Here is a 24,581-nt window from a genome sequence, read left to right as displayed (position 1 = left end):
ATTTCGTCACGCTCTCCCGAGGACATCCCGACGGCAAGGGGCAAAGTGCCCCGCCTTTGCGAAATCGGTCACATTCTCATTGCGCCCGGGCGGGCGCGGGGCTCCGAGACCGCCTCTCAGGACTCCCGCAGTGCGCTCACGATGTTCATCCGGGCCGCCCGGGCCGCAGGCATGAAGCCGCCCACCAGCCCCATCCCCAGGGCGAAGAGCAGCGTCTTGGCGACAATCGCCGGGGTCAGGCGGAAGCTGAAGGCCAGCTCCGAGAACGACTGCCAGTTCATCGTCGAGATGGTGAACACCTGCATCAGCGACGCCGCCGCCAAGCCGGCGAGCCCGCCCAGCAGCGACAGCAGCAGGCTCTCCACCATGAAGGCCAGCAGCACGCTCGACTTACGAAATCCCAGCGCCCGCAGGGTGCCGATCTCCGCGGTGCGGCTGGCCACCGCGGCGTACATGGTGATCGCCGCCCCGATCACCGCCCCCACCGAGAAGATCACCGACAGGGTAAGCCCCAGGATGTTGATGAAGTTGGCCAGCACCGCCGACTGATCGGCGTAGAAGCTGCGCTCCGGCTTGGCCTCCAGGGTCAGCCGGGGGTCGTCCTCCAGCGCCCGCCGCGCATCGGCAAACGCCGACGCCTCCGTCAGCCGGAACACCACCGACGAATACGCGTTACGGCGGAAGGTCTGCAACAGCTGATCGGCGTCGCCCCAGATCTCCGAATCGAAGCCGCTCTTGCCAGCATCGAAGACGCCCACCACCCGCCAGTCCCGCCCACCGAAGCGCACCGGATCGCCCAGGCCCGCCCCCCGGAAGCGCGTCGCGATGCTGCTGCCCACCACGATCTCGTTCGAACCCTGGGCGAACATCCGCCCCGCCACCAACCGGAGCTGCGGTCGCAGCATTGCCCCCGCCGGCCCCACGCCGCGGATGATGACGTTGGCCGGCTTGTCCCCGTCGCGCTTGGCCAGGGTGATGAGCACCACGGTCTCCTTCGACACCAGCGGCACCCCGCCACCGCCCCGGGCGATCCACGGCAGGCTCTCGATCAACGCCGCCTGGTTGCGCTCGATCGCGCTCTGCACCTCGGTCTCGGCGCCCTTGCGGATCACCACCGCGTTGTCGGGCTGGCCGGTCTCCACCAGGGTTTCCTTGAGGCCCTGGTCGAGCATCAGCACCGCCGCGAAGACGAACACCACCAGCGCCATGCCGCCGGCCGTCAGCGCCGTGGTGAGCCGGCGCGCCCACAGGTTGCGCAGGCTGTAGGAGAGCGGGATCGCCTTCACGCCACCGCCCTCAGGCCATCCACGATCGCCAACCGGGCTACCCGCCGCATCGGCAGGATTGCGGCCACCACGCCCACCGCAAAGGCACAGCCGGCCTGAAGCATCACGGTGTCCGCCGACACGTTGAACACCGGAAACAAGGTGCCCATCTGCGCGGCAAACGCGGTGGCCACCGGAAAGGTCAAGCCGATCCCGATCAGCCCGCCCACCCCTGCCAGCATCAGGCTCTCGCCGCAGATCATCGCCGCCACGAAGCCCGGCGGAAACCCCAGCGCCCGCAAGGTGGCGTACTCCGCGGTGCGCTCCCGGGCGGTCATCGCCATGGTGTTGGCCATCACCGCCATGATGATGAAGATCACCAGATACGACACGATGCGGATCGCCACCACGATGGCCTCGGTCATCGCCACAAACCCCAACTGGAAAGCCTTCTCGGTCTCGGTGAGGGTCTCGGCGCGGGAATTGACGAACTCGGCGTCGATGGCCCGCGACACCGACGCCACCCGGTCGGCGCCCGTCACCTCGGCGATGAACACCCCCACGTTGTTGCCCCGGCCCGGCATCCTGGCCTTCACCACCTCGTTGAGGTAAGCCCAGTGAAAGAACATCTGGGACTGGTCCGTGCCCTTCTTCGCGCCGTCGTAGATGCCGCGCACCACAAAATCCCAGTTGCCCGGATAAATGGTGCCCTTCAGCGTGAGGGTGTCGCCCACCTTGAAGCCGTAGGTGTCGGCCAGCTTGCGCCCGACAATGCAGCCCTTGCGGTCGCGCAGGAAGTCGCGCATCCGGTCCTCCGCCAGCACGAACTCCGGGTACAGCCGGAAATAGCTCTCCCCATCCACCGCAAACTGGGCGAAGAAGTTCTTCGGCTCCTTGTAGATGCCGCCGAACCAGCTCGCCCAGCTCAGGTCGCGCACGCCATCGACGGCGCGGATCTTGTCCTTGTAGGTGAGCGGCAGCGGAAACACCAGCGAGATCGAACTGCGGGTGATGAGCCGGTTGGCCGCGGCCCCGTCGGCGCCCGCGTACCACGCATCCACCACGGTGCCCAGCAGCCCGAAGGCCAGGATCGCCACCACCATCCCGAGCACGGTGAGCCCCGAGCGCAGCCGATGCCGCCACGCGTTGCGGAAGATCAGTCGGAAAAAGCTGCCCGACATAGCCCTAGCCCACCGCCGGAATGCATGAAACCCCCTGCAGCCTCTTGCGCTCTTTCCGTCCAGCCCCCAAGCTATGCACTTCTGACGGACGGCGCGTGCGCGCCGTCCTGCGCCTGGAAACCAATAACGAGGAGGGACAAAGACAATGGCTGCAACGGTTCAACAAATTCTCCAGACCAAGGGCAACGCGAGCTACGCCGTCACCCCCGACACCACCGTGCTGCAAGCCCTCCAGCTGATGGCCGAACGCAATATCAGCGCGGTGCTGGTGATGGAAGGCGAACGCCTCGCCGGGATCTTCACCGAGCGCGACTACGCCCGCAAGGTGGTGCTCAAGGGCCTCGCCTCCAAAGACACCAAGGTCGGCGATCTGATGACCGCGAACGTCCTCACCGTCTCGCCCACCCACACCATCGACGACTGCATGGGCATCATGACCAAGAACCACGTCCGCCACCTGCCGGTGGTCGACCACGGCAAGCTGGTTGGCCTCATTAGCATCGGCGACGCGGTCAAGTCGGTGATGGAGCAGCAGCAGGCCACCATCGACCAGCTGGCCGGCTACATCTCGGGCGGCATGAGCACCTGAGTCAGCGCCCCGGCGCTGCCCCAAAACCCCGTCCTGCCCGCGCACGACGGGGTTTTTGCTGCCTGCGATCAGGCCTCCGCTCATCGCCCGCGCACCGCCTCGCGCAGCGACAGCTCGCCCTTCTCCAGGTGCATGATCGCGTGGGCCGCCTCGGCCGCCCGCTGGTCGTGGGTCACCATCACGATAGTCTTGCCGACCTCCTCGTTCAGCCGCTGCAGCAAGCTCAACACCTCGGTGGCCGACTCCCGGTCCAGGTCGCCGGTTGGCTCGTCGGCGACGATCAGGGTCGGGTCGGTAACCAGCGCCCGGGCGATCGCCACCCGCTGCTGCTGACCGCCCGACAGCTCGCCGGGGGTGTGATCCATCCTGTCGGCCAGCCCCACCATCTCCAGTGCGAACTCGGCCCGCGCCCGCCGCTCGCGGCTGCCCAGGGCCGTCAGGAGCAGCGGCAGCTCCACGTTTTCGCGGGCGTCGAGCACCGGCATCAGGTTGTAGAACTGGAAGATGAAGCCGATGTTCTTCGCCCGCCAGTCGGCCAGCCCGGCCTCGTCGAGGGTCGTGATGTCCTCGCCCGCCACGATCAGCTCGCCCGAATCGGCCCGGTCGATGCCGGCGATCAGGTTGAGCAGCGTACTCTTGCCCGAACCCGACGGCCCCATCAGCGCCAGGAACTCGCCCGCCGCGATGTCGAAGCCGATCCCGGCCAGCACCGGCACCCACTGCTTGCCCCGGCGATAGCGCTTGTGCACGCCGCGCAGGCGCACCAGCGGTGCGGGCATCTCGCTCACTTGCCGACGCTCACCGCCGCGCCATCCCGCAGCGACGCCGGCGGGCGCAGCACCAGCCGCTCGCCCGGCTTCACGCCGCTCACCTCCACCAGATCGCCGATCTTCGCCCCGGTGCTCACCGCCACGCGCCGGGCCGTGCCGTCGGCCACCCGGAAGACCGCGGCGGCGCCGTCCGCCTGCACCACCGCATCCCCGTGCACCGCGGTGCGCGCCCGACGCTGCGCCGGCGGCAGGGCTTCGGCCAGAAACGCCACCTTGGCGCTCATCTCCGGCAGCACCCGCGGGTCAGGGTCGAGGAAGCGGATCTTGGTCATCACGCTGGCCTTGGTCCGGTCGACGGTGGGCACCAGCCGCGACACCTCGCCGCGGAAGCGCAGCTCGGGAAAGGCGTCGAGCTGGATCTCGCAGGGCTGGCCGGGCTGGATGCGGGCGATGTTGGACTCCGACACGTCGGCCTCCACCTCCAGGGTGCCCATGTCGGCCATGCTCACCACCGCCCCCTTGCTGTCGGCGGCGGCCGAAAGATTGGTAATCAGATCGCCCACGTTGGCGTTCTTCATCAGCACCACGCCGTCGAAGGGCGCGCGGATCTCGGTGTGGGCCACCGCCACGCTGGCCGCCAGCCGGCCGGCCTCGGCCGCCCGCTCGGCGGCCTGAGCCGACCCCAGCGCCGCCCGCGCCTTGAGCAGGCGCGCCTCGGCTTGGTCCACCTGCGCCTGGGCGATGAAGTTGCGCGCCTTCAGATCCCGCGCCCTGCCGAAGGCCAGCTCGGCGTCCCGCAACTCTGCCCGCACCTGGCCGACATTGGCCCGGGCCACGCCCACGTTGGCGTCGGCCTGCTGCAGCTGGGCGGCCACGTCGCGCTGTTCGAGCCGGGCAATAAGCTCGCCGGCCTTTACCACCGACCCCTCCCGCACGCCCAGCCACTCAAGCCGCCCGGTGGCCTTGGAGCCAACCGCCGCCTTGCGCTGGGCCACCACGTAGCCGGTGGCGTTGAGCAGCGTCACGCCCTGGTAAGGCCACGCCTCGCCCACCGTCACCGTCTCGACGGCGACCGGCGCGTTGATCCGGCCAAACACCGCCAGCGCGCCCACCACCACCGCCGCCAGCCCGCCCAGCACCCAGCGTGTGTTGAGACGCCGCCGGGCCGGCCGGGGGGCCTGGCGGTCGATACGCAGACGAGAGAGGTCGGATTCGCTCATGGCGAGGCCATATCAAGTGGGGTCGAGACCGCCATTCTACCCCGCGCCTCCCGGCGCAAAGCGCACCACGGCCGCCAGCCCGACGCCCCCGTCGCCCCGCGGCAGCCCGTCCTCCAGCGTCAGTGTGGCGCCGGCGATATCGACGATGCGGGCGACGATGGACAAGCCCAGCCCGCAGCCATCGCCCTCCACCGACGCGCCGCGGGCGAAGCGGGTCAGCATCTGCGCCCGCTGGGCAGGCGGAATGCCCGGGCCGTCGTCGGCCACCCGCAGGCTGTGCCCGGCAGCGTCCAGCGTCACCACCACCCGCCCGCCCTCCGGCGAATAGCGCAGGGCGTTGTCCACCAGGTTGCGCAGCAGCACCGCCAGCCACCAGCGGTTGCCGGTGAGGGGGCAGGCCGCGGGCGCCTCCAGTGCCAGGGTCTGATCGCGCCGCAGGGCCTGGGGGATGAGCGCCGAACACACGCCCTCGGCCAGCTCGACCAGATCGACGACCTCCGCCGCCCCCCGCCCGGCATCCGGATCGAGCCGCGCCAGGGTGAGGAGCTGCTCCACCAGATGGCTCATCCGGTCCACGCCGGAGACCACCTGCGCCAGAGCATGGCCCCGGGTCGCCGGGTCGCCGGCCCGGGCCGCCACCTGGGCCTGGATCTTCAGGGCCGCCAGGGGGGTGCGCAGCTCGTGGGCCGCATCGGCGGTGAAGCGCCGCTCGTTGTCGAGCACTTCGCTCACCCGCGCGACCAGCGCATCGAGGGACGTGACCAGGGGCGCGATCTCGGCCGGCAGCGGCCCCGGCACCTGCACCGGCGCCAGCCGTCGCGGGTCCAGCCCGCTCACCGCGTCGGCGGTGGCGCTCACCGGGCGCAGCGCCCGCCCCACCACCGCCCAGATCCCCAGGGCCATCAGCGGCACGCCGATGAAGATCGACAGCAGCAGGTTGAGCGCAAAAGCGCCGGCCAGCCGGTAGCGCGCCCCATGGTTCTGGCCGACCATCACCCGGTAGCCGCTGTGGTCGTGGTCCACCGTAAAGAAGCGCCACAGCTCGCCGTTCAGGTCGTGCTCGTCGAAGCCCGGGGCGGCGGTCACCGGCTCGGCGGGCATCTCGGACGACCGCACGAGCAGCCGCCAGCCGCCGTGCGCGTCCTGCTGCCAGGCCTGGAAAGCCACCGGCAGCTGGTAGTCGTGCTGGTGCTCGGCCATCTCGCCGGCCACCATCGGGTTGCCGGTGGCCACGATGGCGAGCAGGGTCTCGGCCACCTGAACCATCTGGGCGTCGAACAGCGCGTCGGCCTCGGCGTGGGCGGTGCGGAAGGCCAGCAGCGCCGACAGGCCCCAGAACACCGCCAGCACACCGATCAGCAAGGCCACCAGACGCCGGCGCAGGGAATAAACCGCGCGCATGGCGCTCACCGGGGTGCCTCATCCACCAGATAGCCCACCCCGCGCACGGTGCGGATCAGCTCGGCCCCGAGCTTCTTGCGCAGGTGGTGGATGTGAACCTCCAGCGCGTTGCTCCCCACCGCCTCGCCCCAGGCGTAGAGCTGCTCCTCCAGCACCCGCCGGGTGAGCACCCGGCCCGCCGCCTCGAGGAGCATCTGGAGCAGGTCGAACTCCCGGCCGGTGAGCACCACCGGCTCGCCCCGCAGCGTCACGCTGCGCGCGGCCGGGTCGAGCACCAGCTCGCCGTGACGCAGACTCGCCTCGGCCCGGCCGTGGGCCCGCCGCAGCAGCGCCCGCAGGCGGGCCGCCAGCTCGTCCAGGTCGAAGGGCTTGACCAGATAATCGTCGGCCCCCAGGTCGAGGCAGCGCACCTTGTCGGCCACCTGATCCCGCGCCGTCAACACCAGCACCGGCACCTGGCTGCCTGCGCCGCGCAGCGCCGCCAGCACCGACAGGCCGTCCCGCCGCGGCAGCCCCAGGTCGAGGACGATGGCCGCGAAGCGCTCGGCCATCGCCGCCGCCAGCGCCGCCTCGCCGTCCCGCACCCAGTCCACGGCGAAACCCGCCGCGGCGAGGCCGGCCTTGACCCCGTCGCCCAGCAGGCGATCGTCCTCCACGAGCAGGAGGCGCATCGCTTCAGAAAGCCTTCACGTAGCGCACCCCGGTCGGGCCCAGCAGCCAGTTGCCGGTGCGCACGCCCACGTAGGCGCCGGCCGCGTTCCAGGCCATGTCCCGCCAGGAGAAACGGTTGCAGTCCTGGCCCGCGTCGTACAGCTCCTTGGCCAGACCGGGGATCAGCGCCAGCCCCACCGCCGTGGCCGTGTCGTCGCTCAGGCGCGAGGCGCCCACCCCCAGCGCGGCGGAGACACCAAAATGGGCGGCTTTGTCGCTCCCGCCCCAGCTATCGCGATAGGGGCCGCAGGCCTGGGCGGACACGGTGGCGCCGGCAAGCAGCGCAAGGCAGAACAGCTTCTTCAAGGCGAGACTCCAGAAGTTATGCATCGCGCACATGATACGGAAGGCGGAGCCGGTACGGGCTCGTCCGTGTCAGAATCCGGCCTGTCGAATGGCTGGAGATCGAAGCATGAGAAGCGTTCGCGTCTGGGATCTGCCCCTGCGGGTGTTCCACTGGCTGCTGGCAGCGGCCGTGGCCGGCGCGGTGGTGAGCGGGCAGATCGGCGGCAACCTGATGGTGTGGCACGGGCGGATCGGCATCCTGATCGCCGGCCTCGTCGGCTTTCGCCTGGCGTGGGGGCTGGTGGGCTCGACCCACGCCCGCTTCGCCAGCTTCGTGCGCGGCCCCGGGGCGATCCGCGCCTACCTGCGGGGTGGCTGGCACGGCCTGGGTCACAACCCCCTGGGCGCCCTGTCGGTGCTGGGGCTGATCGGCGTCATCGGCCTGCAGACCGCCGGCGGGCTGTTCGGCAACGACGACATCGCCTTCCAGGGGCCGCTTTACAACCTGGTGTCGAAGGAGACCAGCGACTGGCTCACCGGGCTGCACCGCAAGGGCTTCTGGCTGGTGGGCCTGCTGGTGGCGCTGCATCTGGCGGCCATCGCGTTCTACACCCGGGTAAAGAAGGAATCCCTGGTCGGGCCGATGCTCACCGGCCACAAGCGCGTCGAGAGCGACGTGCCCGTGCGCGACCCCACCGGTGGCGGGCCGCTGGCGCTGTTCTTCGCGCTCGCCATCGGGCTTGGCACCGCCTGGCTCGCCAGCGGCGCCTGGCAGCCGCCTCCGCCGCCGCCCACCCCCGCTGCGGCGCCGGCCTGGTGACAACAAAAAGGGGCAGCCCGCAAGCTGCCCCTTCTGCTTTCCGGCATGCGGAAAGCGCTTACTCGTCCTTGCGGAACTTGTCGTGACAGGCCTTGCAGGATTCGCCGGTCTTGCCGAACTGGGCCTTGATCGCCGCGGCGTCGCCGGTGGCGGCCACCTTCTGCAGCTCGTTGGCCTCCTTGACGAAAGCAACGGCCAGCTTGCGCACCTCGTCCTGCTGCTGGAAGAACTCCGGCTTGACGCGGGTCTTCTGGCTGCCCACGTCCTTGTCGGTGCCCGGCCCGTACAGCGCGCCCATGCCCGAATTGGCGATGGCCGCGATGGCGCTGGCGGCGCCGGCCACCTGATCCTTGTTGAAGCTGCCCGGGCTATCGATGGTCTGGGCCTTGATCTTGCCCATGTTCCACGACATGAAGCTGTAACCGGCCTTGCGGTACTTGATCTGGTCTTCGGGCTTGAGCTGGGCGCTGGCGCCCGCGGCAAGGCCCATGGCAACGACGGCAAACACCAGTTTGTCGATCTTCATCTGGCAACTCCCTTTCTGGGTTGAGGTGGGTGGGGTCGGGCGATTATTCCACAACGAGGCTGCGATCATCCGCACCGGTCGGGGCTCACAGCGGGCGCTTCACCGTCAGGCCGCCGCGGATCTGGCCCTTCTCGTAACCGAAGGCCGTGTCGTGGGGGTAGCTCTTGGCCAGCTGGCTCTTCAGGCTGGCATCGATCTTGTCGGGCGCGCCGTGGCACTTGAGGCACACATCGCCCACCGGCACCGCCCGGATGTAGCGATAGACTTGCTTGCCGTTCTCGGTGACGACCTCGCCGGTCTCCAGGGTCTCGATCTTCTCGCCGTTTGCGGCGCGGATGTTGAAGTCGGCGAGCTGGCGGGCCTCCCACACGTCGGGCGTACCGCGCTCGGGGTTGCGGGTGCGCAGGCTCACCCGGCGCATCTCCCAGCCGGTCTTGGCGGATTGCTCCTTGAGCAGCTGCGGGGCCTTTTCCTTGCAGACCGGGATCGCCTCGATGGGGCCCTTCTCGGCCACGGTCTCCTGCATCATCGCCACCACCTTGGGCAGCACCGGCAGGGCATTCTTGCGGGTATCGGCCTTGAGGGCGTCCAGATCCTGAGCCTGCACGGCGCCGGCGAGGGCGGCCAGGGTCGAAGCAACAACGAACGAACGACGGAACATGAGCCTCTCCTAAAATCAGAATTCTCTAATATACAGGATGAGCGCCCGGGTCAGCTAGCGCGATTGCGCCAGCGCCGCAGCAGATGAAGGCCCACGGCACCGACCGCGAGCCCCCCCAGGACGCCCTCCTCCACCTCCCGGAGCGCCGGCAGCAGCCGCTCGAGCACCTCGCCGAAGGCGTAACCCGCGCCGCCCACCGCACCGGCCCAGAGGCCCGCCCCGAGCAGGTTCAGCACCAGGAAGCGCGACGCCGGCACCCCGCTCCAGCCCATCAACACCGGGCCGGCGACCCGCACGCCCACCATGAACCGCACCCCGAGCACCAGCGCGTCCCGATGCGCCCGGATCATCGCCTGCACCCGCGGGATGCGCCGCCGGATCGAGGCGAAGCGTTCCACCAGCGCGCCCCCATGCCGCCGCCCCAGCCAGAACCAGAACTGGTCACCCAGGAAGCTCGACACCAGCGCCACCGCCAGCACCCCGGGCAGCCCGAGCAAGCCGCGATGGGCGGCGTAGCCGGCGATGAGGAGCACCGTCTCCCCTTCGAGGACGCACCCGACGGCCACCGCCGGGTAGCCGTATTGGGCAACGAGATCGCTGAGGTTCATGGCGTATCGAAAGCGGGCCGATCCGGGGCACGGAAACTTATCGTGCCCCGGGTGCGACAAACGAGGTGTCCGTATCCGCAAAATACACCAGCCCGCCCACGCCGGCACGCCCTTACAGCGCGCGCCGGGCCAACTCAAGGAGCCCCGCGATGGAAGCCCAGACCCACTCGATGAAACAACTCTTCGCCCAGCTGGGCCTGCCCGACGACAGCGCCTCGATCGATGCCTTCATCGCCGCCCACGCACCCCTGCCCGCAGCACTGCGGCTGGCCGACGCGCCGTTCTGGACGCCGGCCCAGGCCGCCTTCCTGCGCGCCGAGCTGGCCGAAGACGCCGACTGGAGCGCGGTGGTGGATACCCTCGACGCCCGCCTGCGTCACGGCTGATCAGGCCACCAGCAGAAAGCGCCCGGGGTCGACGCCCCAGCGCTCCGGCGCCTCGGCCGACACGATGCGGTCGCCGCCGCCGTGGCCCATCCGCCGCCCCAGGTCCACCACCTCCGGCTTGATGTAGCCGTTCGAGCGGGCGCTGAAGAACACCCGCAGGCGCGGCGTGAGCAGGTTCGATTCGTTCTGCTCGATCACCACCCCGAGCCGCCCGGATTCGAGCCGCACCAGGCTGCCCACCGGGTAGATCCCCACGCAGCGCATGAAGGCCTGGAGCAGCTTCTGGTCGAAATGGGCGGCACTCCACTCCCACATCTTGCGCAGCGCCTCGGCGGCCGGCATCCCCTTGTGGTAGCAGCGGTCGGCGGTGATGGCGTCGTACACATCCACGATGGCCGCCATCCGGGCCATCGTCGAGATCGCCTCACCGGCCAGCCGATCCGGGTAGCCGCTGCCGTCCAGCCGCTCGTGGTGGTGGCGGGTGATGTCCAGCGGCACCGGGCCGATCCCCTCGGTCTGCATCAACACCGCGTGACCGTCGCCCGGGTGACGCTTGATGAGCTCGAACTCCTCCTCCGTCAGCCGGCCGGGCTTGTTGAGCACCGCGTCCGGCACCTTCATCTTGCCGATGTCGTGGAGCAGCCCGCCGATACCCCCCTGCCGCAGCGCGTCGCCCTCCAGCCCGAGCGAGCGGCCGAAGGCGATCATCAGCGTGCACACGCTCACCGAGTGCAGGAAGGTGTAGTCGTCCTTGTTCTTGATGCCGATCAGCCCCATCAGCGCGCCGCCGTTGCGCAGCACCGAGCCGGTGATCGCCTCGACCACCGGCTCGGCATCGTCCAGCGACACCGCCCGCCCCAGGCGCACGTCGCTCATCATCGAGCGCACCACCTTGTGGGCCTGGTCGTGCACCTTGCGGGCGCGCTGCATCTCCTCCTGCACCGACGCCCTCACCGGCGCATCGTCGGCCGTCGCCATCGCCGCGCGGATCTCGTCTTCCAGCGCCGCCTGCACCTCGACGGCGGGCACCGCATCCTGGTCGTCCAGCCCCCGCCCGGTGTCGATGTAGACGTGGGCGATCCCCGACTCGACGATACGCCGCAGGTCCGCCTCGGCTTCGAGCAGGAAACGCGACCGCCAGAACGGATGGGACATCCAGTCGCCACAGAATTCGTGAATGAACATGCCTGGCCGGAGCCGGGCCACCGGGATCTTCTTGAGCATCGGGCGGAGGTCGAAATGATAGTTGTCCGGAATCTAACGGCGCCGCGCGCACGGTCTTGAACACCCATTCGTGAAGGATTCACACCCCGGCCGCGGGCGCTGAAATATTCGAAGGCTATAATGCGGCCTCTTTTTGCACCGCAAACGCTATCGTTCCATGGACATCATCCTGCTCCTCAAGGCGCTGATTCTCGGCGTGGTCGAAGGTCTGACCGAATTCCTGCCGATCTCCAGCACCGGCCACCTGATCCTCGCCGGCGATCTGCTGAACTTCAACGACGACCGGGGCAAGCTCTTCGAGATCGTCATCCAGTCCGGGGCGATCCTCGCCGTGGTGTGGGAATACCGGGCCCGGCTCGCCGCCACCTTCGCCGGCCTGGGCAAGGTGCGCGAAGCCAACCGGCTGGTGCTCAACCTGTTCATCGCCTTCCTGCCCCTGGCGGTGCTGGGCCTCGCCTTCGGCAAGGCCATCAAGGCCCACCTGTTCGCCCCCCTCCCGGTGGCCACCGCCTTCATCGTGGGCGCCTTCGTCATCCTGTGGGCCGAGCGCAAGAACCACCGCGTGCGCGTCGAAACCGTGGACGAGATGACCCCCCTCGACGCCGTCAAGATGGGCATCGCCCAGGCCTTCGCGCTGATTCCCGGCACCTCCCGCTCGGGCTCGACCATCATCGGCGGCATGCTGTTCGGCCTGTCCCGCAAGGCCGCCACCGAGTTCTCGTTCTTCCTGGCCATCCCCACCCTGGGCGTCGCCACGGTCTATCAGGTGTACAAAGAGCGCGCGCTCCTCAACGCCGACGACCTGGGCATGTGGATCGTCGGCTTCATCTCCGCCTTCGTCTCCGCCTTCCTGTGCGTGCGCTGGCTGCTGCGCTACATCTCCAGCCACGACTTCGTGCCCTTCGCCTGGTATCGCATCGCCTTCGGCATCGTCGTGCTCGCCACCTGGCACTTCGGCCTCGTGGAATGGACGGCCCACTGACCAACCCCGCCGCCGTCGGCCCGTGGCGGGTCGCCACCCGCCACGCCGACCTGCACGACACCCGGCGGGCGCGCACCCTGCCGATCAAGCTCTACCTGCCCGACACGCCCGCACCCCGCGGGCTGATCCTGTTCTCCCACGGCCTGGGCGGCTCCCGCGAAGGCGCGCGCGCGTGGCTCGCCCACTGGGCCAGCCACGGTTATGTGTTGCTGGCGATGCAACACCCGGGCTCGGATTGCTCCATTCTCCGCAACAACTCCCCCCACGCCCTGCGCAGCGCCCTCAAGACGGCCATGAACCCCGAGGCGCTCGCCCAGCGGGTGGACGACTTCCGCTTCCTCCTCGAACGCATCGGCCGCGACGCCAACCTGCCCGACGCCGTGAATGCCGCCAGCGCCATCGGCCTCGCCGGGCACTCGTTCGGCGCGGTCACGGTGCAGCTGATGGCCGGCGAACGACGCCCCCACCAGCCGCCCCACCCCCGCGATCCCCGCATCCGCGCGGCGCTCGCCCTCAGCCCGTCGGCCCGTCAGGCCGACACCGCACCCGGCCTCGACCACCGCTTCGGCCAGATCCACCTGCCCTTCTTCGGCATCACCGGCAGCCGGGACGACGGCATGGGCCTGTCCGACATCACCGCCGCCAACCGCGAGCTGCCCTACCGCCACATGCCCGCCGACGGCGGAAAATACCTGCTGGTCTTCGCCGGCGGCACCCACCTCGACTTTGCCGGCGAGGCCAGCGACACCGAAGGCGCCCTGTTCCGCATCCGCCGCCAACCCGCCGCCTTCCACCCTCAGCTCCTCGCCGCCAGCACCGCCTTCTGGCACGCCCACCTTGCCGGCGACGCCGACGCTCGCGCCTGGCTCCGCACCGACCTGGCCGCCCAGCTGCGGCCCGACGACCGCTTTGAACGCAAATGATTATCTATCTCCACGGCTTCCGCTCCGGCCCGCAAAGCTGGAAATCCCGCAGCCTCAAGGCGCGTATGGATCGACTTGGCCTGGGCGACGCCTTCTGGGGCGGGCAGCTGCCCGTCGCGGCCCACGAGGCCATGGCCCTGGCCGAAGCCCGGATCGCCCGCTCCAGCACCCCGCCCACCCTGGTCGGCAGCAGCCTGGGCGGCTACTACGCCACCTGCCTCGCAGAGCGCCACGGGCTCAAGGCCGTGCTGGTCAACCCGGCGGTGCTGGCGCCCCTGTCGCTGACGGCCTACATTGGCACCCAGACGCACATGTACACCGGCGAGCCCTTCGACTTCACCGCCGACCACGTGGCGCAGCTGCGCGCCATCGAGCCGCCCGCCCTCACCCGGCCCGAGCGCTACTGGCTGATGGTCGAGACCGGCGACGAGGTGCTCGACTACCGCCACGCGGTGGCCCGCTACGCCGGCGCCCGGCAAACGGTGCTGCCCGGCGGCGACCACAGCTTCACCCAATGGGACAACTACCTTGACCTGATTCTGGCCTACGCCGGACTACTGCCCACCCCATGACCACCCCCGACAACTTCGACGCCCGCCGCTTCAAGGCCCTGGAGCGCAGCGGCTTCAACCGCATCGCCGCCCGCTACGCCGACGGCGCCCCGCTGCGTGCCAGCCTGCAGGCCGCGCTCCTCGACGCCGCCCACCTCCAGCCCGGCGAACGAGTGCTCGATCTGGCCGCCGGCCCCGGCCTGCTCGCCCGCGACGCCGCCCGCCGGGTGCTGCCCGACGGCTGGGTGCTCGCCAGCGACATCGCCGAGAACATGCTCGCCGAAGGCCAGCAACGCGCCACCGCCGAAGGTCTGCCCGATCTCCTCGCCGCCGCCTGCGACGCCGAACACCTGGCCTTCGCCGACGGCAGCGTGGATGTGGCCTTGATCGGCCTGGGGCTGTTCATCTTTCCCGACCCGGCCCGAGCGCTGGCCGAACTCCATCGGGTGCTCCGCCCGGGCGGGCGCATCGCGCTGTCGGTGTGGGGCCCGCGGGACGCCGTGCCGCTCATCGCCCGCGCCCAGGACTGCATCGCCCGCCTGCTGCCGCCGCCCAAGGTGGCGCGCCCCCCGGTGTTCCGGCTGGGCGAGGCCGACGTGCTCGCCCCGCTGCTGGGCGAGGCCGGCTTTGGCGAGGTGAGCATCGCGCCGCACACCTTCGCCTGCCGCTTCGACAACGCCGACGATTACTGGCAGGCCTTCCTCGATCTGGCCGGCGGCGCGGCAGAATCCCTGTCGCGCCTGCCCGACGCCATGCAGGCCAAGCTGCGCGCCGCGGTAGCCGACGACCTCGCCAGCCACCTGGACGGCGACGGCTACCTGCTCGACTACACCGTGCTGGTCGCCACCGCCCGGCGTTAATCCGCCGCCGGCTCCGCGTCGCCGGCCGACTTCACCACGCCGAAGCGCGCCAGGGTGCGCTCCCGCGCCCTGGCGTGGTCGACGATGGGCGCCGGGTAATCCTTGCCGATCTCGCAGCCGGCCAGCTTCTGGTCGATGGGCGGCATCGTCCACGGGGCGTGGATGAACTTGTCCGGCACCTTGGCCAGTTCCGGCAGGTAGCGCCGGATGAAGCTGCCGTCCGGGTCGAACTTCTCGGACTGATTGACCGGGTTGAAGATGCGGAAATACGGCTGGGCGTCGCAGCCGGTCGAGGCCGCCCACTGCCAGCCCCCGTTGTTGGCGGCCAGATCGAAGTCGTTGAGCCGGTCGGCAAAGTAGCGCTCCCCCAGCCGCCAGTCGATGCCCAGATCCTTGGTCAGGAAAGACGCCACCACCATCCGCAGCCGGTTGTGCATGTAGCCGCTGTGGGCGATCTGGCGCATCGCCGCGTCGACGATCGGGTAGCCCGTGCGCGCCTCGCACCAGGCAGCAAACAGCGCCGGCGCGTCGTCCCAGCGCACCCGGTCGTATTCCGGCCGGAAGCTCGCCCCCACCACGTGCGGGTTATGCCACAGAATCTGGAAATAGAAGTCCCGCCAGATCAGCTCCGACAGCCAGGTGTCGGCACCCTCGCCGCCCCGGGCGTGGGCCAGCCGGGCCAGCTCGCGGATCGACACCGTGCCGAAACGCAGATGCACCGACAGGTAGGACACCCCCTTGCTGGCCGGGAAATCCCGCCGCGCCTTGTAGCGGTCGATGCGGCGCACAAAATCGTCGATCAGCTTGCGCCCGCCGGCCATGCCCGGCGTGATGCCGACCTCAAGCAGATCGGTCGGCGCAAAGCCGATGGCGGCCAGCGACGGGATCGACTCCCCCGCCGGCAGCGGCGCCAGATTTGCCGCGTATGTCCCGACCGGATAGGCCTTCAGGTGGAAATCCGTGAGCGCCGCCAGCCAGGCACGCTTGTAGGGCGTGAACACCGAGAACGGCGTGGCGCTCTTGGTAAGCACCTCGCGCTTCTCGAAGATCACCTGATCCTTGAAGCGTTCGAAGGCGACGCCCTGCGCGCGCAGCCGCTCGGCCACGTCGGCATCCCGCGCAATGGCGGCGGGCTCGTAGTCATCGTTGGCGAGCACGGCCGACACCCCCAGCGCCGCGGCAAGCGCCGGGATCGCCTCCCGCGCGGGGCCGTGGCGCACGATCAGCCCACCGCCTCGCGCCCGCAGCGCGGCATCAAGCTCGACGACGCTGGCGTGAATGAACTCCACCCGCCGGTCGGCCCGGCTCGGCAGCGCGTCGAGAATCTCGGTGTCAAACACGAAAACGCAGAAAACCTGCGGAAATCGCTTGAGCGCGTGATACAGCGCCGCATGGTCGAAGTCGCGCAGGTCGCGACGGAACCAGACGAGGGCAGCAGACATGGAAACCGGGTTCCTGGAAGGGAGATACAAGACCGAAAAGTTGCCGCTACAATCGGCGACCTCAGCTTAGAATACCACCCGTGACTACCACCACCATCAACCTCACCGATCACTTCCTGATCGCCATGCCTGCCATGGCCGATCCGAACTTTTCGCGCACCCTCACCTACATCGCCGAGCACAACGAGAACGGCGCGATGGGGGTCATCGTGAACCGGCCCACCGACATGCGCCTGGCCACGCTTTTCGAGCGCATCGAGATCCCCTTCGATCAACCCGCCTTCGCCGACCTGCCGGTCTACTTCGGCGGCCCGGTGCAGGCCGACCGGGGCTTTGTGCTACACCGCCCCGCCGGCAACTGGCACTCGTCCCTCAAGGTGGGTGAGAACGTCGCCCTCACCAGCTCCCGCGACGTGCTCCAGGCCCTCGCCAGCGACGGCGAACCCGCCCAGGTGCTGGTGGCCCTCGGCTACGCCGGCTGGTCCGCCGGCCAGCTCGAGCATGAACTCGCCCAGAACGCCTGGCTCACCGTGCCAGCCGATCTGGCCATCGTCTTCGATCTGCCGCCCGAAGAACGCCTCGCCGCGGCCATGCAACTCATCGGCGTCGACTTCGCAAAACTGTCCGACGTCGCCGGCCACGCGTGAGCACCCTGCTGTCCTTCGACTTCGGCCTCGCGCGCATCGGGGTGGCGGTCGGCGAGACCGAAACCGGCCACGCTCACCCGCTCGCGCCCATCGCCGAAGAAGCCAACGCCGCGCGCTTCGCCGCCATCGAAAAGCTTCTCGCCGAATGGAAGCCGTCCGCCCTCGTGGTCGGCCTGCCCACGCACCTCGACGGCTCCGAGCACGCCATGACCGCCCGCTGCCGGCGCTTCGCCAACCAGCTCCACGGCCGCTACGGCCTGCCCGTAGCACTGGTGGACGAGCGCCTGTCGTCCGCCGAAGCCGAAGGGCGGCTTGCCGAAGCCGGTCACCACGGCTGGCGCAAACAGAAGCCCCGCCTCGATTCCGCCGCCGCCCAGATCATCCTGCTCCAGTACTTCGAAAGTGCCAAACATGCAGCTACCTGACGCCGAACACCTCATCGCCGACCTGGCCGCCGCGATGCGTCCCCACGTCACGCCGGCCACCGCGCTCGTCGGCATCCACACCGGCGGCGTGTGGCTCGCCCAACGTCTCCACGCCCTGCTCGGCCTCGCCCAGCCCCTCGGCACCATCGACGTGAGCTTCTACCGGGACGACTACGCCGCCAAGGGCCTGCACCAGCAGCCCCAGGGCTCCAAGATCCCCTTCGACGTGGAAGACGCCCACATCGTCATCGTCGACGACGTGCTCTACACCGGCCGCACCACCCGCGCCGCCCTCAACGAACTCTTCGACTACGGCCGCCCGGCCCGGGTCGACCTGGCCGTGCTCATCGACCGCGGCGGACGCGAGCTGCCCATCGCCGCCCGCTTCTGCGCCCTCACGCTGCCAGAACCGCTGCCCGCCGGGCAAAACCTGCAACTCGAGCGCGACGACTCCGGCGCCCTCACCATGAGGCTGATCCATGCATAACCCTCAACTCAACAAGCACGGCGAACTCCAGCACCTGCTGACCCTCGACGGCCTGCCGCGCAGCATCATCACCCAGATCCTCGACACCGCCGCGCCGTTCACCGAGATGGCCGAGCGCGAAGTGAAGAAGCTCCCGCTGCTGCGCGGCAAGAGCGTCTTCAACCTGTTCTTCGAGAACAGCACGCGCACCCGCACCACCTTCGAGATCGCCGCCAAGCGCCTGTCGGCCGACGTCATCAACCTCAACGTGTCCACCTCTTCCACCAAGAAGGGCGAGACGCTCCTGGACACCGTGGACAACCTCTGCGCGATGCAGGCCGACATGTTCGTGGTGCGCCACGAATCCAGCGGCGCCCCGCACCTGATCGCCCAGCACCTCCAGAACACCGGCCGCGACCACATCCACGTGGTCAATGCCGGCGATGGCCGCCATGCCCACCCCACCCAGGGGCTGCTGGACATGTACACCATCCGGCACTACAAGAAAGAGTTCCACAACCTCACCGTCGCCATCGTCGGTGACGTGCTCCACTCCCGCGTCGCCCGCTCGCAGATCGCCGCGCTCACCACCCTCGGCGTGCCCGAAGTGCGCGTCATCGGCCCCAAGACCCTGCTCCCCACCGACGTCGAGAAGATGGGCGTGCGCTACTGCGCCACCATGCAGGAAGGCCTCAAGGACGTGGACGTGGTGATGATGCTGCGCCTCCAGAACGAGCGCATGAACGGCGCCCTGCTGCCCAGCCCGCAGGAGTTCTTCAAAGTGTGGGGCCTCACCGCCGACAAGCTGGCGCTGGCCAAACCCGACGCCATCGTGATGCACCCCGGCCCCATGAACCGCGGCGTCGAGATCGACTCCGCCGTGGCCGACGGCGGTCAGGCGGTCATCCTGCCGCAGGTCACCTTCGGCATCGCGGTGCGCATGGCCGTCATGAGCATGCTGGGCAGTCACTGATCTACAGGTTTTCGACCATGAACATCCACATCACGAATGGCCGGCTCATCGACCCGGCCAACCGCCTCGACACCCAGGCCGACCTCTACATCGCCGACGGCAAGATCGTCGGCGTCGGTCAGGCGCCGGCCGGCTTCATCGCCGCCCGCACCATCGACGCCGCCGGGCTGGTCGTCGCCCCCGGGCTGATCGACCTCGCCGCCCGCCTGCGCGAACCCGGCTTCGAATACAAGGCCACCCTCGAATCCGAGATGGACGCCGCCATGGCCGGCGGCATCACCAGCCTCGCCATTCCGCCCGACACCGACCCGGTGCTGGACGAACCCGGCCTCGTCGAGATGCTGTGCTACCGGGCCAAGAAGCTCAACCGCGCCCACGTCTATCCGGTCGGCGCCCTCACCATCGGCCTCAAGGGCGAGCAGCTCTCCGAGATGGCCGAGCTGGTCGAAGCCGGCTGCGTGGCCTTCAGCCAGGCCAACGTGCCCATCCTCGACACCCGCGTGCTGGGTCGGGCGATGCAGTACGCCGCCACCTTCGGCTTCCGCGTCTGGCTTCAGCCGCTCGATCCGTATCTCGCCCGGGGCGGCGTGGCCCACGACGGCGAAGTCGCCTCGCGCCTGGGCCTGCCCGGCATTCCGGCCAGTGCCGAGATCGTCGCCCTGTTCACCTACCTGCGCCTCGCCCGCCAGACCGGCGCGCGGCTGCACATCACCCGCCTGTCGTCCGCCGAAAGCCTCGACCTCATCGAGCAGGCCCGCAAGGATGGCGTGGATGTCACCTGCGACGTGGCCGCCCACCATCTGCACCTGTGCGACATGGACATCGGCTACTTCAACCCCCACTGCCACGTCATCCCGCCCCTGCGCAGCCAGCGCGACCGCATCGCCCTGTCCAAAGCCCTCGCCGACGGCCGGATCAACGCCATCTGCTCCGACCACACGCCGGTGGACGACGACGCCAAGCAGGCCCCGTTCAGCGAATCCGAGCCCGGCACCACCGGCCTCGAGCTGCTCCTGCCGCTCACCCTCAAGTGGGCTGCCGAACACAAGCTGCCGCTGCTCGACGCGCTGGCCCGCATCACTTCCGAGGCGGCAAAGATTGCCGGTATCGCCAAGGGCGGTCACCTCTCCGTGGGCGCCCGGGCCGACGTGTGCATCTTCGACCCCGACGCCTACCAGCTCATCGACCGCAGCATGCTCCGCAGCCAGGGCAAGAACACCCCCTTTCTGGGCCTCGAACTGCCCGGCAAGGTACGCTACACCCTGGTCGAAGGCAGCCCGATGTACGAAGCCGCACACTGAGGGCAAAACCCACTTTGAGCAAAGCGGCGCCTGCGGGCGCCGTTTTTCATTTCCCGGCTTGAAGTTCCGCCGCGCCCTGCCGATAACAACGGGTGCGGCCTAAGAGGTCGCGCCATGGGCCAGCCAGCCGACGGATGCCAGGCCAGCCCCCCTCGCCCCAACAGGAGGAACAGAGTGAATAGCGGTTCAGTTGAGGTAGCGGCAGAACGACTGCGCAAGGCCGTGCCGATCATGGTGAAGCACCAGATCCCGGTCACGCCCATCAACTACGCCCTCTGGTACACCTACGTCTCCAACGAGGACCCCACGCTCAACCAGCGCATCGACGAGATCGTCTCGGCCTACGGCATGATCCCCCTCACCAAGGCCGAAGACCTCTTCCGCGAACACGTCTCATCCACCGGCGACATCGAAACCGCCCTGCACCGGATGAAGGACAGCTTCGAGCAGATGGTGAGCGGCATCGATCACGACCTCACCGCCACCCTCGCCGGCACCCGCAGCTTTTCGTCTCTGCTGGACGAATGCAACCGCGATCTGCGCGACACCGCCACCGCGGGCAGCAGCAACGTGGACGACATCTTCGGCACCCTCGACAAGCTGCTCCAGGGCTCCACCGCCATGCAGCAGAGCACCTCGCGCTTCGAGCAGCGGCTGTCCGCCGCCAACGACGAGATCCGCCGCCTGCGCGGCGAACTCGAAACCCTGCGCCAGGACGCCATGATCGACGAGCTCACCGGCGTGTTCAACCGCCGCGCCTTCGATCTGGAGCTTGCCCAGTTTCTCGATCAGGGCGACCGGGGGCCGGTGATCCACCTGGCGCTGCTCGACATCGACCACTTCAAGCAATTCAACGACCGCTTCGGCCACGTGGTGGGCGACCGGGTGCTCAGTCTGGTGGGCAAGCAGCTGTCGGCGGCCACCCGGGTCGGCGTGTCGGTGTATCGCTACGGGGGCGAGGAGTTCGCCCTCATCTTCTGCGGCGGCACCGCCAAGCAGGCGCACCAGCTGGCCGAAACCCTGCGCATCTCCATCGAGCATCTGGTGCTCAAGGACAGCCGCACCGGCGATCGCCTGACCAACATCAGCGCCTCGATCGGCATCGCCAGCCGGCAGCCCGGCGAGAGCGGCGAAGACCTTGTCAACCGCGCCGACCGGGCCCTCTACGCCGCCAAGAACGGCGGTCGCAATCAGGTCGTCCAGGCCTGACGGCCCCGACACTGGATGCCGCAAACAAAAAAACCCGGGGGTCGCGCCCCGGGTTTTTTGTCGTGCATCCGCCGCGGCGGCTACTTTTTGTCGGACTGCAGCGCCTTCTCCAGCGCCTTGGTGGCGTCGTCCTCGGCGGGGGGCGGCGTAAGCTCCGTCCCTTCGGCCGGCTTGGCATCGCCTTCCTTCCCGTCGCCGAACTGAACCGGGGAATCCTCTGGCGCGTCGGCCTCGGGCACCACGATCTCGACGGCGTCGGTATCCACGTTCTGCTGAGCGTCCAGGCCCATGGTGACGAGCTGCGGGAAGGCGATGAGAATGCCCACCATCACGATCTGGATCAGCACGAAGGGCACCGCGCCCCAGTAGATCTGCGTCGTCTTGATGGCCGCCGGAGCCACCGAACGCAGGTAGAACAGCGCGAAGCCAAAGGGCGGGTGCATGAACGAGGTCTGCATGTTCACCCCCAGCAACACCCCGAACCAGATCAGGTCGATCCCCAGCTTCTCGGCCACCGGCGCCAGCAGCGGCACCACGATGAACGACAGCTCGAAGAAGTCGAGGAAGAAGGCCAGCAGGAAGATCAGGATGTTCACCACGATCAGGAAGCCAAGCTGGCCGCCGGGCAGTGAAGTGAGCAGGTGCTCGACCCACAGGTGGCCTTCCACACCGTAGAAGGTCAGCGAGAACACACGCGCGCCCACCAGGATGAACACCACGAAGGTGGTCAGCTTGGCGGTGCTCTCCATCGCCTGCTTGAGCAGCGACACGTTGAGCCGCCGGCGAATCACCGCCATCACCAGGGCGCCGGCGGCGCCCATCGCCCCACCCTCGGTCGGTGTGGCGATGCCCAGGAAGATGGTGCCGAGCACCAGGAAGATCAGCATCAGCGGCGGCACGAGGGAGGTGAGCACCCGCAGGAACAGCTTGCCGCCGCGCAGCGTCCGCGCCTCCGGCGGCAGGGCGGGCGCCGCTGAGGGCTTGAACACCGCCACCAGCGCCACGTAACCCACGTACAGGCCGGTGAGCACCAGGCCAGGGATCAGCGCCCCCTGGTACATGTCGCCCACCGAGCGGCCAAGCTGGTCGGCCATGATGATGAGCACCAGCGACGGCGGGATGATCTGCGCCAGCGTGCCCGACGCCGCGATCACACCGGTAGCGAGCCGCTGGTCGTAGCCGTAGCGCATCATGATCGGCAGCGAGATGAGGCCCATCGAGATCACCGACGCCGCCACCACGCCGGTAGTCGCGGCGAGGATCGCCCCGACGAAGATCACCGCGAAGGCCAGACCGCCGCGCACCGGGCCAAAGAGCTGGCCGATGGTGTCGAGCAGATCCTCGGCCATCCCCGACCGCTCGAGGATCAGCCCCATGAAGGTGAAGAACGGGATCGCCAGCAGCGTGTCGTTGGACATCACCCCGAAGATGCGATCAGGCAGGGCCTGGAACAGCGCCGGCGTAAGCAGGCCAAGTTCGATCCCGATCAGCCCGAACACCACCCCGTTGGCGGCGAGGGCAAACGCCACCGGATAGCCGAACAGCAGAAAGATCACCAGCGACCCGAACATCAGGGGCGCCATGTTGGCAGCGATGAATTCCATTTAGGCGCTCTCCCCACGCTGTTGCTTGATGGCCCGGGCCAGCTCCTCTTCCGCCGAAGGCGCGTCGACCTTGGCGTTCGGATCGGCGATCAGCCCCTTCAGGAAGGCCACCCGCTTGATGAACTCCGAGACGCCCTGCAGGATCAGCAGCGCGAACCCGAGCGGCACCAGCCCGCGCACCGGCCACACGATCAACCCGCCGGCGTTGGAGGAGTACTCCTTGTTGAGGAAGGAATTGACGAAGATCGGCCACGAGAGATACAGCACCGCGACCGCCATCGGCGCCAGGAAGAACAGCGTGCCGACGATGTCGATCCAGGCATGGACCCGCGGCGAGAAGTGGCTCGACACCACGTCGATGCGCACGTGCTCGTTGCGCATCAAGGTGTAGCCGGCGCACAGCAGGAAGATCGCCGAGAACAGGTACCACTGGATCTCCAGCAGACCGTTCGAACTGTAGTTGAAAGCGTAGCGCACCACGGCGTTGATGGCGCTGATGATGGTGACCACCAGTACGAGCCAGATTGCCGCCTTTCCGACCCGCCGGTTGAGCGCGTCGATGGCGCCCGATAGTTTGAGCAGGGCTTGCACGTCCCGCACCTCCTTTGGTTTGACTGAACGACCGTCTCTATTTTTCGAAAACATCCCGGGTTCCAGCGCCCGGATTATCGGCGAGAACAACCCGCCAGCAATAAGGGATTACGCCTACCGGGGCCGCTTTTCGAGCGGGCGCGCCAAACTTCCGCACGGCCGTCGTACCCGGGCCGCGCCCCGCGGGCTGCCGCACGCCGGAGACCCGTGCGATACTGCAGCCCCGACGATTCATCCACCGCACCGCAGCAATGGCAACCCGAATCTGCCTCGTCCGTCACGGCGAAACCGCCTGGAACGCCGAACGCCGCCTCCAGGGCCACACCGACATTCCGCTCAACGAAACCGGTCTCGCCCAGGCCCGCGCCACCGCCGCCAGCCTCGCCGCCGAACGCTTCGACGCGGCCTACTCCTCCGACCTCGCCCGCGCCCGCCAGACCGCCGCCGCGATCGCCGAACGCTGCGGCCTCGAACCGGCCTTCGACGCCCGGCTGCGCGAACGCCACTACGGCAGCTTCCAGGCCCTCACCTACGACGAAGCCCGCATCCGCTTCCCCGACCACTACCGGCGCTTCGAAACCCGCGACCCGGAGTTCACCTTTCCCGAAGGCGGCGAGAGCCTGCGCCAGTTCTCGGCGCGCATCCACGAGACCCTCGACGGCATCGCCCGCCGGCACCCCGGCGGCACGGTGCTGATCGTCACCCACGGAGGCGTGCTCGACGTCGTCCACCGCCTCGCCACCGGCAAGCCCCTCACCGCTCCGCGCGACTTCACCATTCCCAACGCCGCCCTCAACTGGATCGGCTGGGACGGGCAGGTCTGGTCGCTCATCGCCTGGGCCCAGCAAGCCCACCTGGGCACCGCGCTGGACGAACTGCCCAACGCCTGACCGCCCCGGCGCGGTGCGGCCAACCGGGGGTGGCCATCAAGTTTCCCGGAATCCTGTCGATGACCAAGGC

General features: G+C 68.9%; 28 protein-coding genes. 14 read left to right on the top strand and 14 right to left on the bottom strand.

Annotated features, from left to right (window positions below; all coding sequences use genetic code 11):
* Positions 1-116 precede the first annotated feature (116 nt).
* Both ACE3N6_RS00465 and ACE3N6_RS00460 read right to left on the bottom strand, forming a co-directional pair.
* Entirely contained in the window at positions 117-1,286 is a 1,170-nt protein-coding gene (locus tag ACE3N6_RS00465) for an ABC transporter permease (RefSeq protein WP_374243189.1), read from the bottom strand.
* A complete protein-coding gene (locus ACE3N6_RS00460; RefSeq protein WP_374243188.1) occupies positions 1,283-2,446 on the bottom strand; it encodes an ABC transporter permease in 1,164 nt (387 codons plus the stop codon). Before ACE3N6_RS00460 ends, ACE3N6_RS00465 begins: the two co-directional genes overlap by 4 nt.
* 145 nt (positions 2,447-2,591) lie before the next feature.
* Between ACE3N6_RS00460 and ACE3N6_RS00455 the strand changes: the two genes are divergently transcribed.
* Positions 2,592-3,035 (top strand): CBS domain-containing protein, encoded by a 444-nt coding sequence (locus ACE3N6_RS00455; protein WP_374243187.1) that lies wholly within the window; start codon positions 2,592-2,594, stop codon positions 3,033-3,035.
* An 80-nt stretch (positions 3,036-3,115) separates the two neighbouring features.
* On the opposite strand, the gene ACE3N6_RS00450 is transcribed toward ACE3N6_RS00455, so the two are convergent.
* The 5 genes from ACE3N6_RS00450 to ACE3N6_RS00430 are packed head-to-tail and all read right to left on the bottom strand — an operon-like array spanning position 3,116 to position 7,443.
* On the bottom strand, positions 3,116-3,814 hold the full coding sequence (locus ACE3N6_RS00450) for an ABC transporter ATP-binding protein (protein ID WP_374243258.1): 699 nt from the start codon (positions 3,812-3,814) through the stop codon (positions 3,116-3,118).
* Positions 3,815-3,819: 5 nt separating this feature from the next.
* Positions 3,820-5,025, bottom strand: a complete 1,206-nt coding sequence (locus ACE3N6_RS00445) for an efflux RND transporter periplasmic adaptor subunit (RefSeq protein ID WP_374243186.1) — start codon at positions 5,023-5,025, stop codon at positions 3,820-3,822.
* Between the two features lie 36 nt (positions 5,026-5,061).
* Positions 5,062-6,426, bottom strand: coding sequence for an ATP-binding protein (locus ACE3N6_RS00440; RefSeq protein WP_374243257.1), 1,365 nt, complete (start codon positions 6,424-6,426; stop codon positions 5,062-5,064).
* A gap of 5 nt (positions 6,427-6,431) precedes the next feature.
* Entirely contained in the window at positions 6,432-7,097 is a 666-nt protein-coding gene (locus ACE3N6_RS00435; RefSeq protein WP_374243185.1) for a response regulator, read from the bottom strand.
* 4 nt (positions 7,098-7,101) lie between these two features.
* Positions 7,102-7,443, bottom strand: coding sequence for a hypothetical protein (locus ACE3N6_RS00430; protein WP_374243184.1), 342 nt, complete (start codon positions 7,441-7,443; stop codon positions 7,102-7,104).
* Between the two features lie 106 nt (positions 7,444-7,549).
* On the opposite strand from ACE3N6_RS00430, the gene ACE3N6_RS00425 reads away from it, so the two are divergent.
* Entirely contained in the window at positions 7,550-8,242 is a 693-nt protein-coding gene (locus ACE3N6_RS00425; protein WP_374243183.1) for a cytochrome b/b6 domain-containing protein, read from the top strand.
* Positions 8,243-8,300: 58 nt separating this feature from the next.
* Here ACE3N6_RS00425 and ACE3N6_RS00420 read toward each other — a convergent pair whose 3' ends face one another.
* The 3 genes from ACE3N6_RS00420 to ACE3N6_RS00410 all read right to left on the bottom strand — a co-directional run bounded on the left by ACE3N6_RS00420 (position 8,301) and on the right by ACE3N6_RS00410 (position 10,037).
* The gene (locus ACE3N6_RS00420) at positions 8,301-8,768 is read right to left on the bottom strand and encodes a cytochrome c (protein ID WP_374243182.1); all 468 of its coding nucleotides are present in this window, start codon (positions 8,766-8,768) and stop codon (positions 8,301-8,303) included.
* A gap of 85 nt (positions 8,769-8,853) precedes the next feature.
* A complete protein-coding gene (locus tag ACE3N6_RS00415) occupies positions 8,854-9,429 on the bottom strand; it encodes a DUF3365 domain-containing protein (protein ID WP_374243181.1) in 576 nt (191 codons plus the stop codon).
* Between the two features lie 50 nt (positions 9,430-9,479).
* Complete coding sequence (locus tag ACE3N6_RS00410) at positions 9,480-10,037, bottom strand: DedA family protein (protein WP_374243180.1); 558 nt, start codon at positions 10,035-10,037, stop codon at positions 9,480-9,482.
* A gap of 149 nt (positions 10,038-10,186) precedes the next feature.
* Here ACE3N6_RS00410 and ACE3N6_RS00405 point away from each other — a divergent pair, with 149 nt between their 5' ends.
* A complete protein-coding gene (locus ACE3N6_RS00405; RefSeq protein ID WP_374243179.1) occupies positions 10,187-10,423 on the top strand; it encodes a DUF2789 family protein in 237 nt (78 codons plus the stop codon).
* Here the strand turns inward: ACE3N6_RS00405 and ACE3N6_RS00400 are convergent, their stop codons facing one another.
* On the bottom strand, positions 10,424-11,647 hold the full coding sequence (locus ACE3N6_RS00400) for an HD-GYP domain-containing protein (RefSeq protein ID WP_374243178.1): 1,224 nt from the start codon (positions 11,645-11,647) through the stop codon (positions 10,424-10,426). It lies immediately after the preceding gene.
* 157 nt (positions 11,648-11,804) lie between these two features.
* Here ACE3N6_RS00400 and ACE3N6_RS00395 point away from each other — a divergent pair, with 157 nt between their 5' ends.
* The 4 genes from ACE3N6_RS00395 to ACE3N6_RS00380 are packed head-to-tail and all read left to right on the top strand — an operon-like array spanning position 11,805 to position 14,963.
* A complete protein-coding gene (locus tag ACE3N6_RS00395; RefSeq protein WP_374243177.1) occupies positions 11,805-12,629 on the top strand; it encodes an undecaprenyl-diphosphate phosphatase in 825 nt (274 codons plus the stop codon).
* Positions 12,614-13,552: an alpha/beta hydrolase family protein gene (locus tag ACE3N6_RS00390; protein ID WP_374243176.1), complete on the top strand. Its 939-nt coding sequence runs from the start codon at positions 12,614-12,616 to the stop codon at positions 13,550-13,552. Before ACE3N6_RS00395 ends, ACE3N6_RS00390 begins: the two co-directional genes overlap by 16 nt.
* Positions 13,549-14,124 (top strand): YqiA/YcfP family alpha/beta fold hydrolase, encoded by a 576-nt coding sequence (locus ACE3N6_RS00385; RefSeq protein ID WP_374243175.1) that lies wholly within the window; start codon positions 13,549-13,551, stop codon positions 14,122-14,124. Before ACE3N6_RS00390 ends, ACE3N6_RS00385 begins: the two co-directional genes overlap by 4 nt.
* On the top strand, positions 14,121-14,963 hold the full coding sequence (locus ACE3N6_RS00380) for a class I SAM-dependent methyltransferase (RefSeq protein ID WP_374243174.1): 843 nt from the start codon (positions 14,121-14,123) through the stop codon (positions 14,961-14,963). Before ACE3N6_RS00385 ends, ACE3N6_RS00380 begins: the two co-directional genes overlap by 4 nt.
* Here the strand turns inward: ACE3N6_RS00380 and ACE3N6_RS00375 are convergent.
* Positions 14,960-16,405, bottom strand: a complete 1,446-nt coding sequence (locus ACE3N6_RS00375) for a deoxyribodipyrimidine photo-lyase (RefSeq protein ID WP_374243173.1) — start codon at positions 16,403-16,405, stop codon at positions 14,960-14,962. The genes ACE3N6_RS00380 and ACE3N6_RS00375 overlap by 4 nt on opposite strands.
* 125 nt (positions 16,406-16,530) lie before the next feature.
* Between ACE3N6_RS00375 and ACE3N6_RS00370 the strand changes: the two genes are divergently transcribed.
* From ACE3N6_RS00370 to ACE3N6_RS00345, 6 genes are all read left to right on the top strand, one after another.
* Positions 16,531-17,052 (top strand): YqgE/AlgH family protein, encoded by a 522-nt coding sequence (locus ACE3N6_RS00370; RefSeq protein WP_374243256.1) that lies wholly within the window; start codon positions 16,531-16,533, stop codon positions 17,050-17,052.
* On the top strand, positions 17,049-17,477 hold the full coding sequence (gene ruvX, locus ACE3N6_RS00365; RefSeq protein WP_374243172.1) for a Holliday junction resolvase RuvX: 429 nt from the start codon (positions 17,049-17,051) through the stop codon (positions 17,475-17,477). Before ACE3N6_RS00370 ends, ruvX begins: the two co-directional genes overlap by 4 nt.
* Positions 17,464-17,964, top strand: a complete 501-nt coding sequence (pyrR, locus tag ACE3N6_RS00360) for a bifunctional pyr operon transcriptional regulator/uracil phosphoribosyltransferase PyrR (RefSeq protein ID WP_374243171.1) — start codon at positions 17,464-17,466, stop codon at positions 17,962-17,964. Before ruvX ends, pyrR begins: the two co-directional genes overlap by 14 nt.
* On the top strand, positions 17,957-18,916 hold the full coding sequence (locus ACE3N6_RS00355) for an aspartate carbamoyltransferase catalytic subunit (protein ID WP_153161750.1): 960 nt from the start codon (positions 17,957-17,959) through the stop codon (positions 18,914-18,916). The genes pyrR and ACE3N6_RS00355 overlap by 8 nt, the downstream gene beginning before the upstream one ends.
* 17 nt (positions 18,917-18,933) lie before the next feature.
* Complete coding sequence (locus tag ACE3N6_RS00350; protein WP_374243170.1) at positions 18,934-20,217, top strand: dihydroorotase; 1,284 nt, start codon at positions 18,934-18,936, stop codon at positions 20,215-20,217.
* Between the two features lie 174 nt (positions 20,218-20,391).
* Positions 20,392-21,426 (top strand): GGDEF domain-containing protein, encoded by a 1,035-nt coding sequence (locus ACE3N6_RS00345; RefSeq protein WP_374243169.1) that lies wholly within the window; start codon positions 20,392-20,394, stop codon positions 21,424-21,426.
* A gap of 80 nt (positions 21,427-21,506) precedes the next feature.
* Here the strand turns inward: ACE3N6_RS00345 and ACE3N6_RS00340 are convergent, their stop codons facing one another.
* Both ACE3N6_RS00340 and ACE3N6_RS00335 read right to left on the bottom strand, forming a co-directional pair.
* Positions 21,507-23,030 carry a TRAP transporter large permease subunit gene (locus tag ACE3N6_RS00340; RefSeq protein ID WP_374243168.1) on the bottom strand — a complete coding sequence of 508 codons (1,524 nt, stop codon included), beginning with the start codon at positions 23,028-23,030 and terminating at the stop codon, positions 21,507-21,509.
* Positions 23,031-23,621, bottom strand: coding sequence for a TRAP transporter small permease subunit (locus ACE3N6_RS00335; protein ID WP_374243167.1), 591 nt, complete (start codon positions 23,619-23,621; stop codon positions 23,031-23,033).
* 251 nt (positions 23,622-23,872) lie between these two features.
* Between ACE3N6_RS00335 and ACE3N6_RS00330 the strand changes: the two genes are divergently transcribed.
* The gene (locus ACE3N6_RS00330; RefSeq protein ID WP_374243166.1) at positions 23,873-24,511 is read left to right on the top strand and encodes a histidine phosphatase family protein; all 639 of its coding nucleotides are present in this window, start codon (positions 23,873-23,875) and stop codon (positions 24,509-24,511) included.
* Positions 24,512-24,581 lie beyond the last annotated feature (70 nt).

Source organism: Zoogloea sp., from assembly GCF_041904905.1.
GTDB lineage: Bacteria > Pseudomonadota > Gammaproteobacteria > Burkholderiales > Rhodocyclaceae > Zoogloea.
This window is presented reverse-complemented; position numbering and strand designations above follow the sequence as displayed.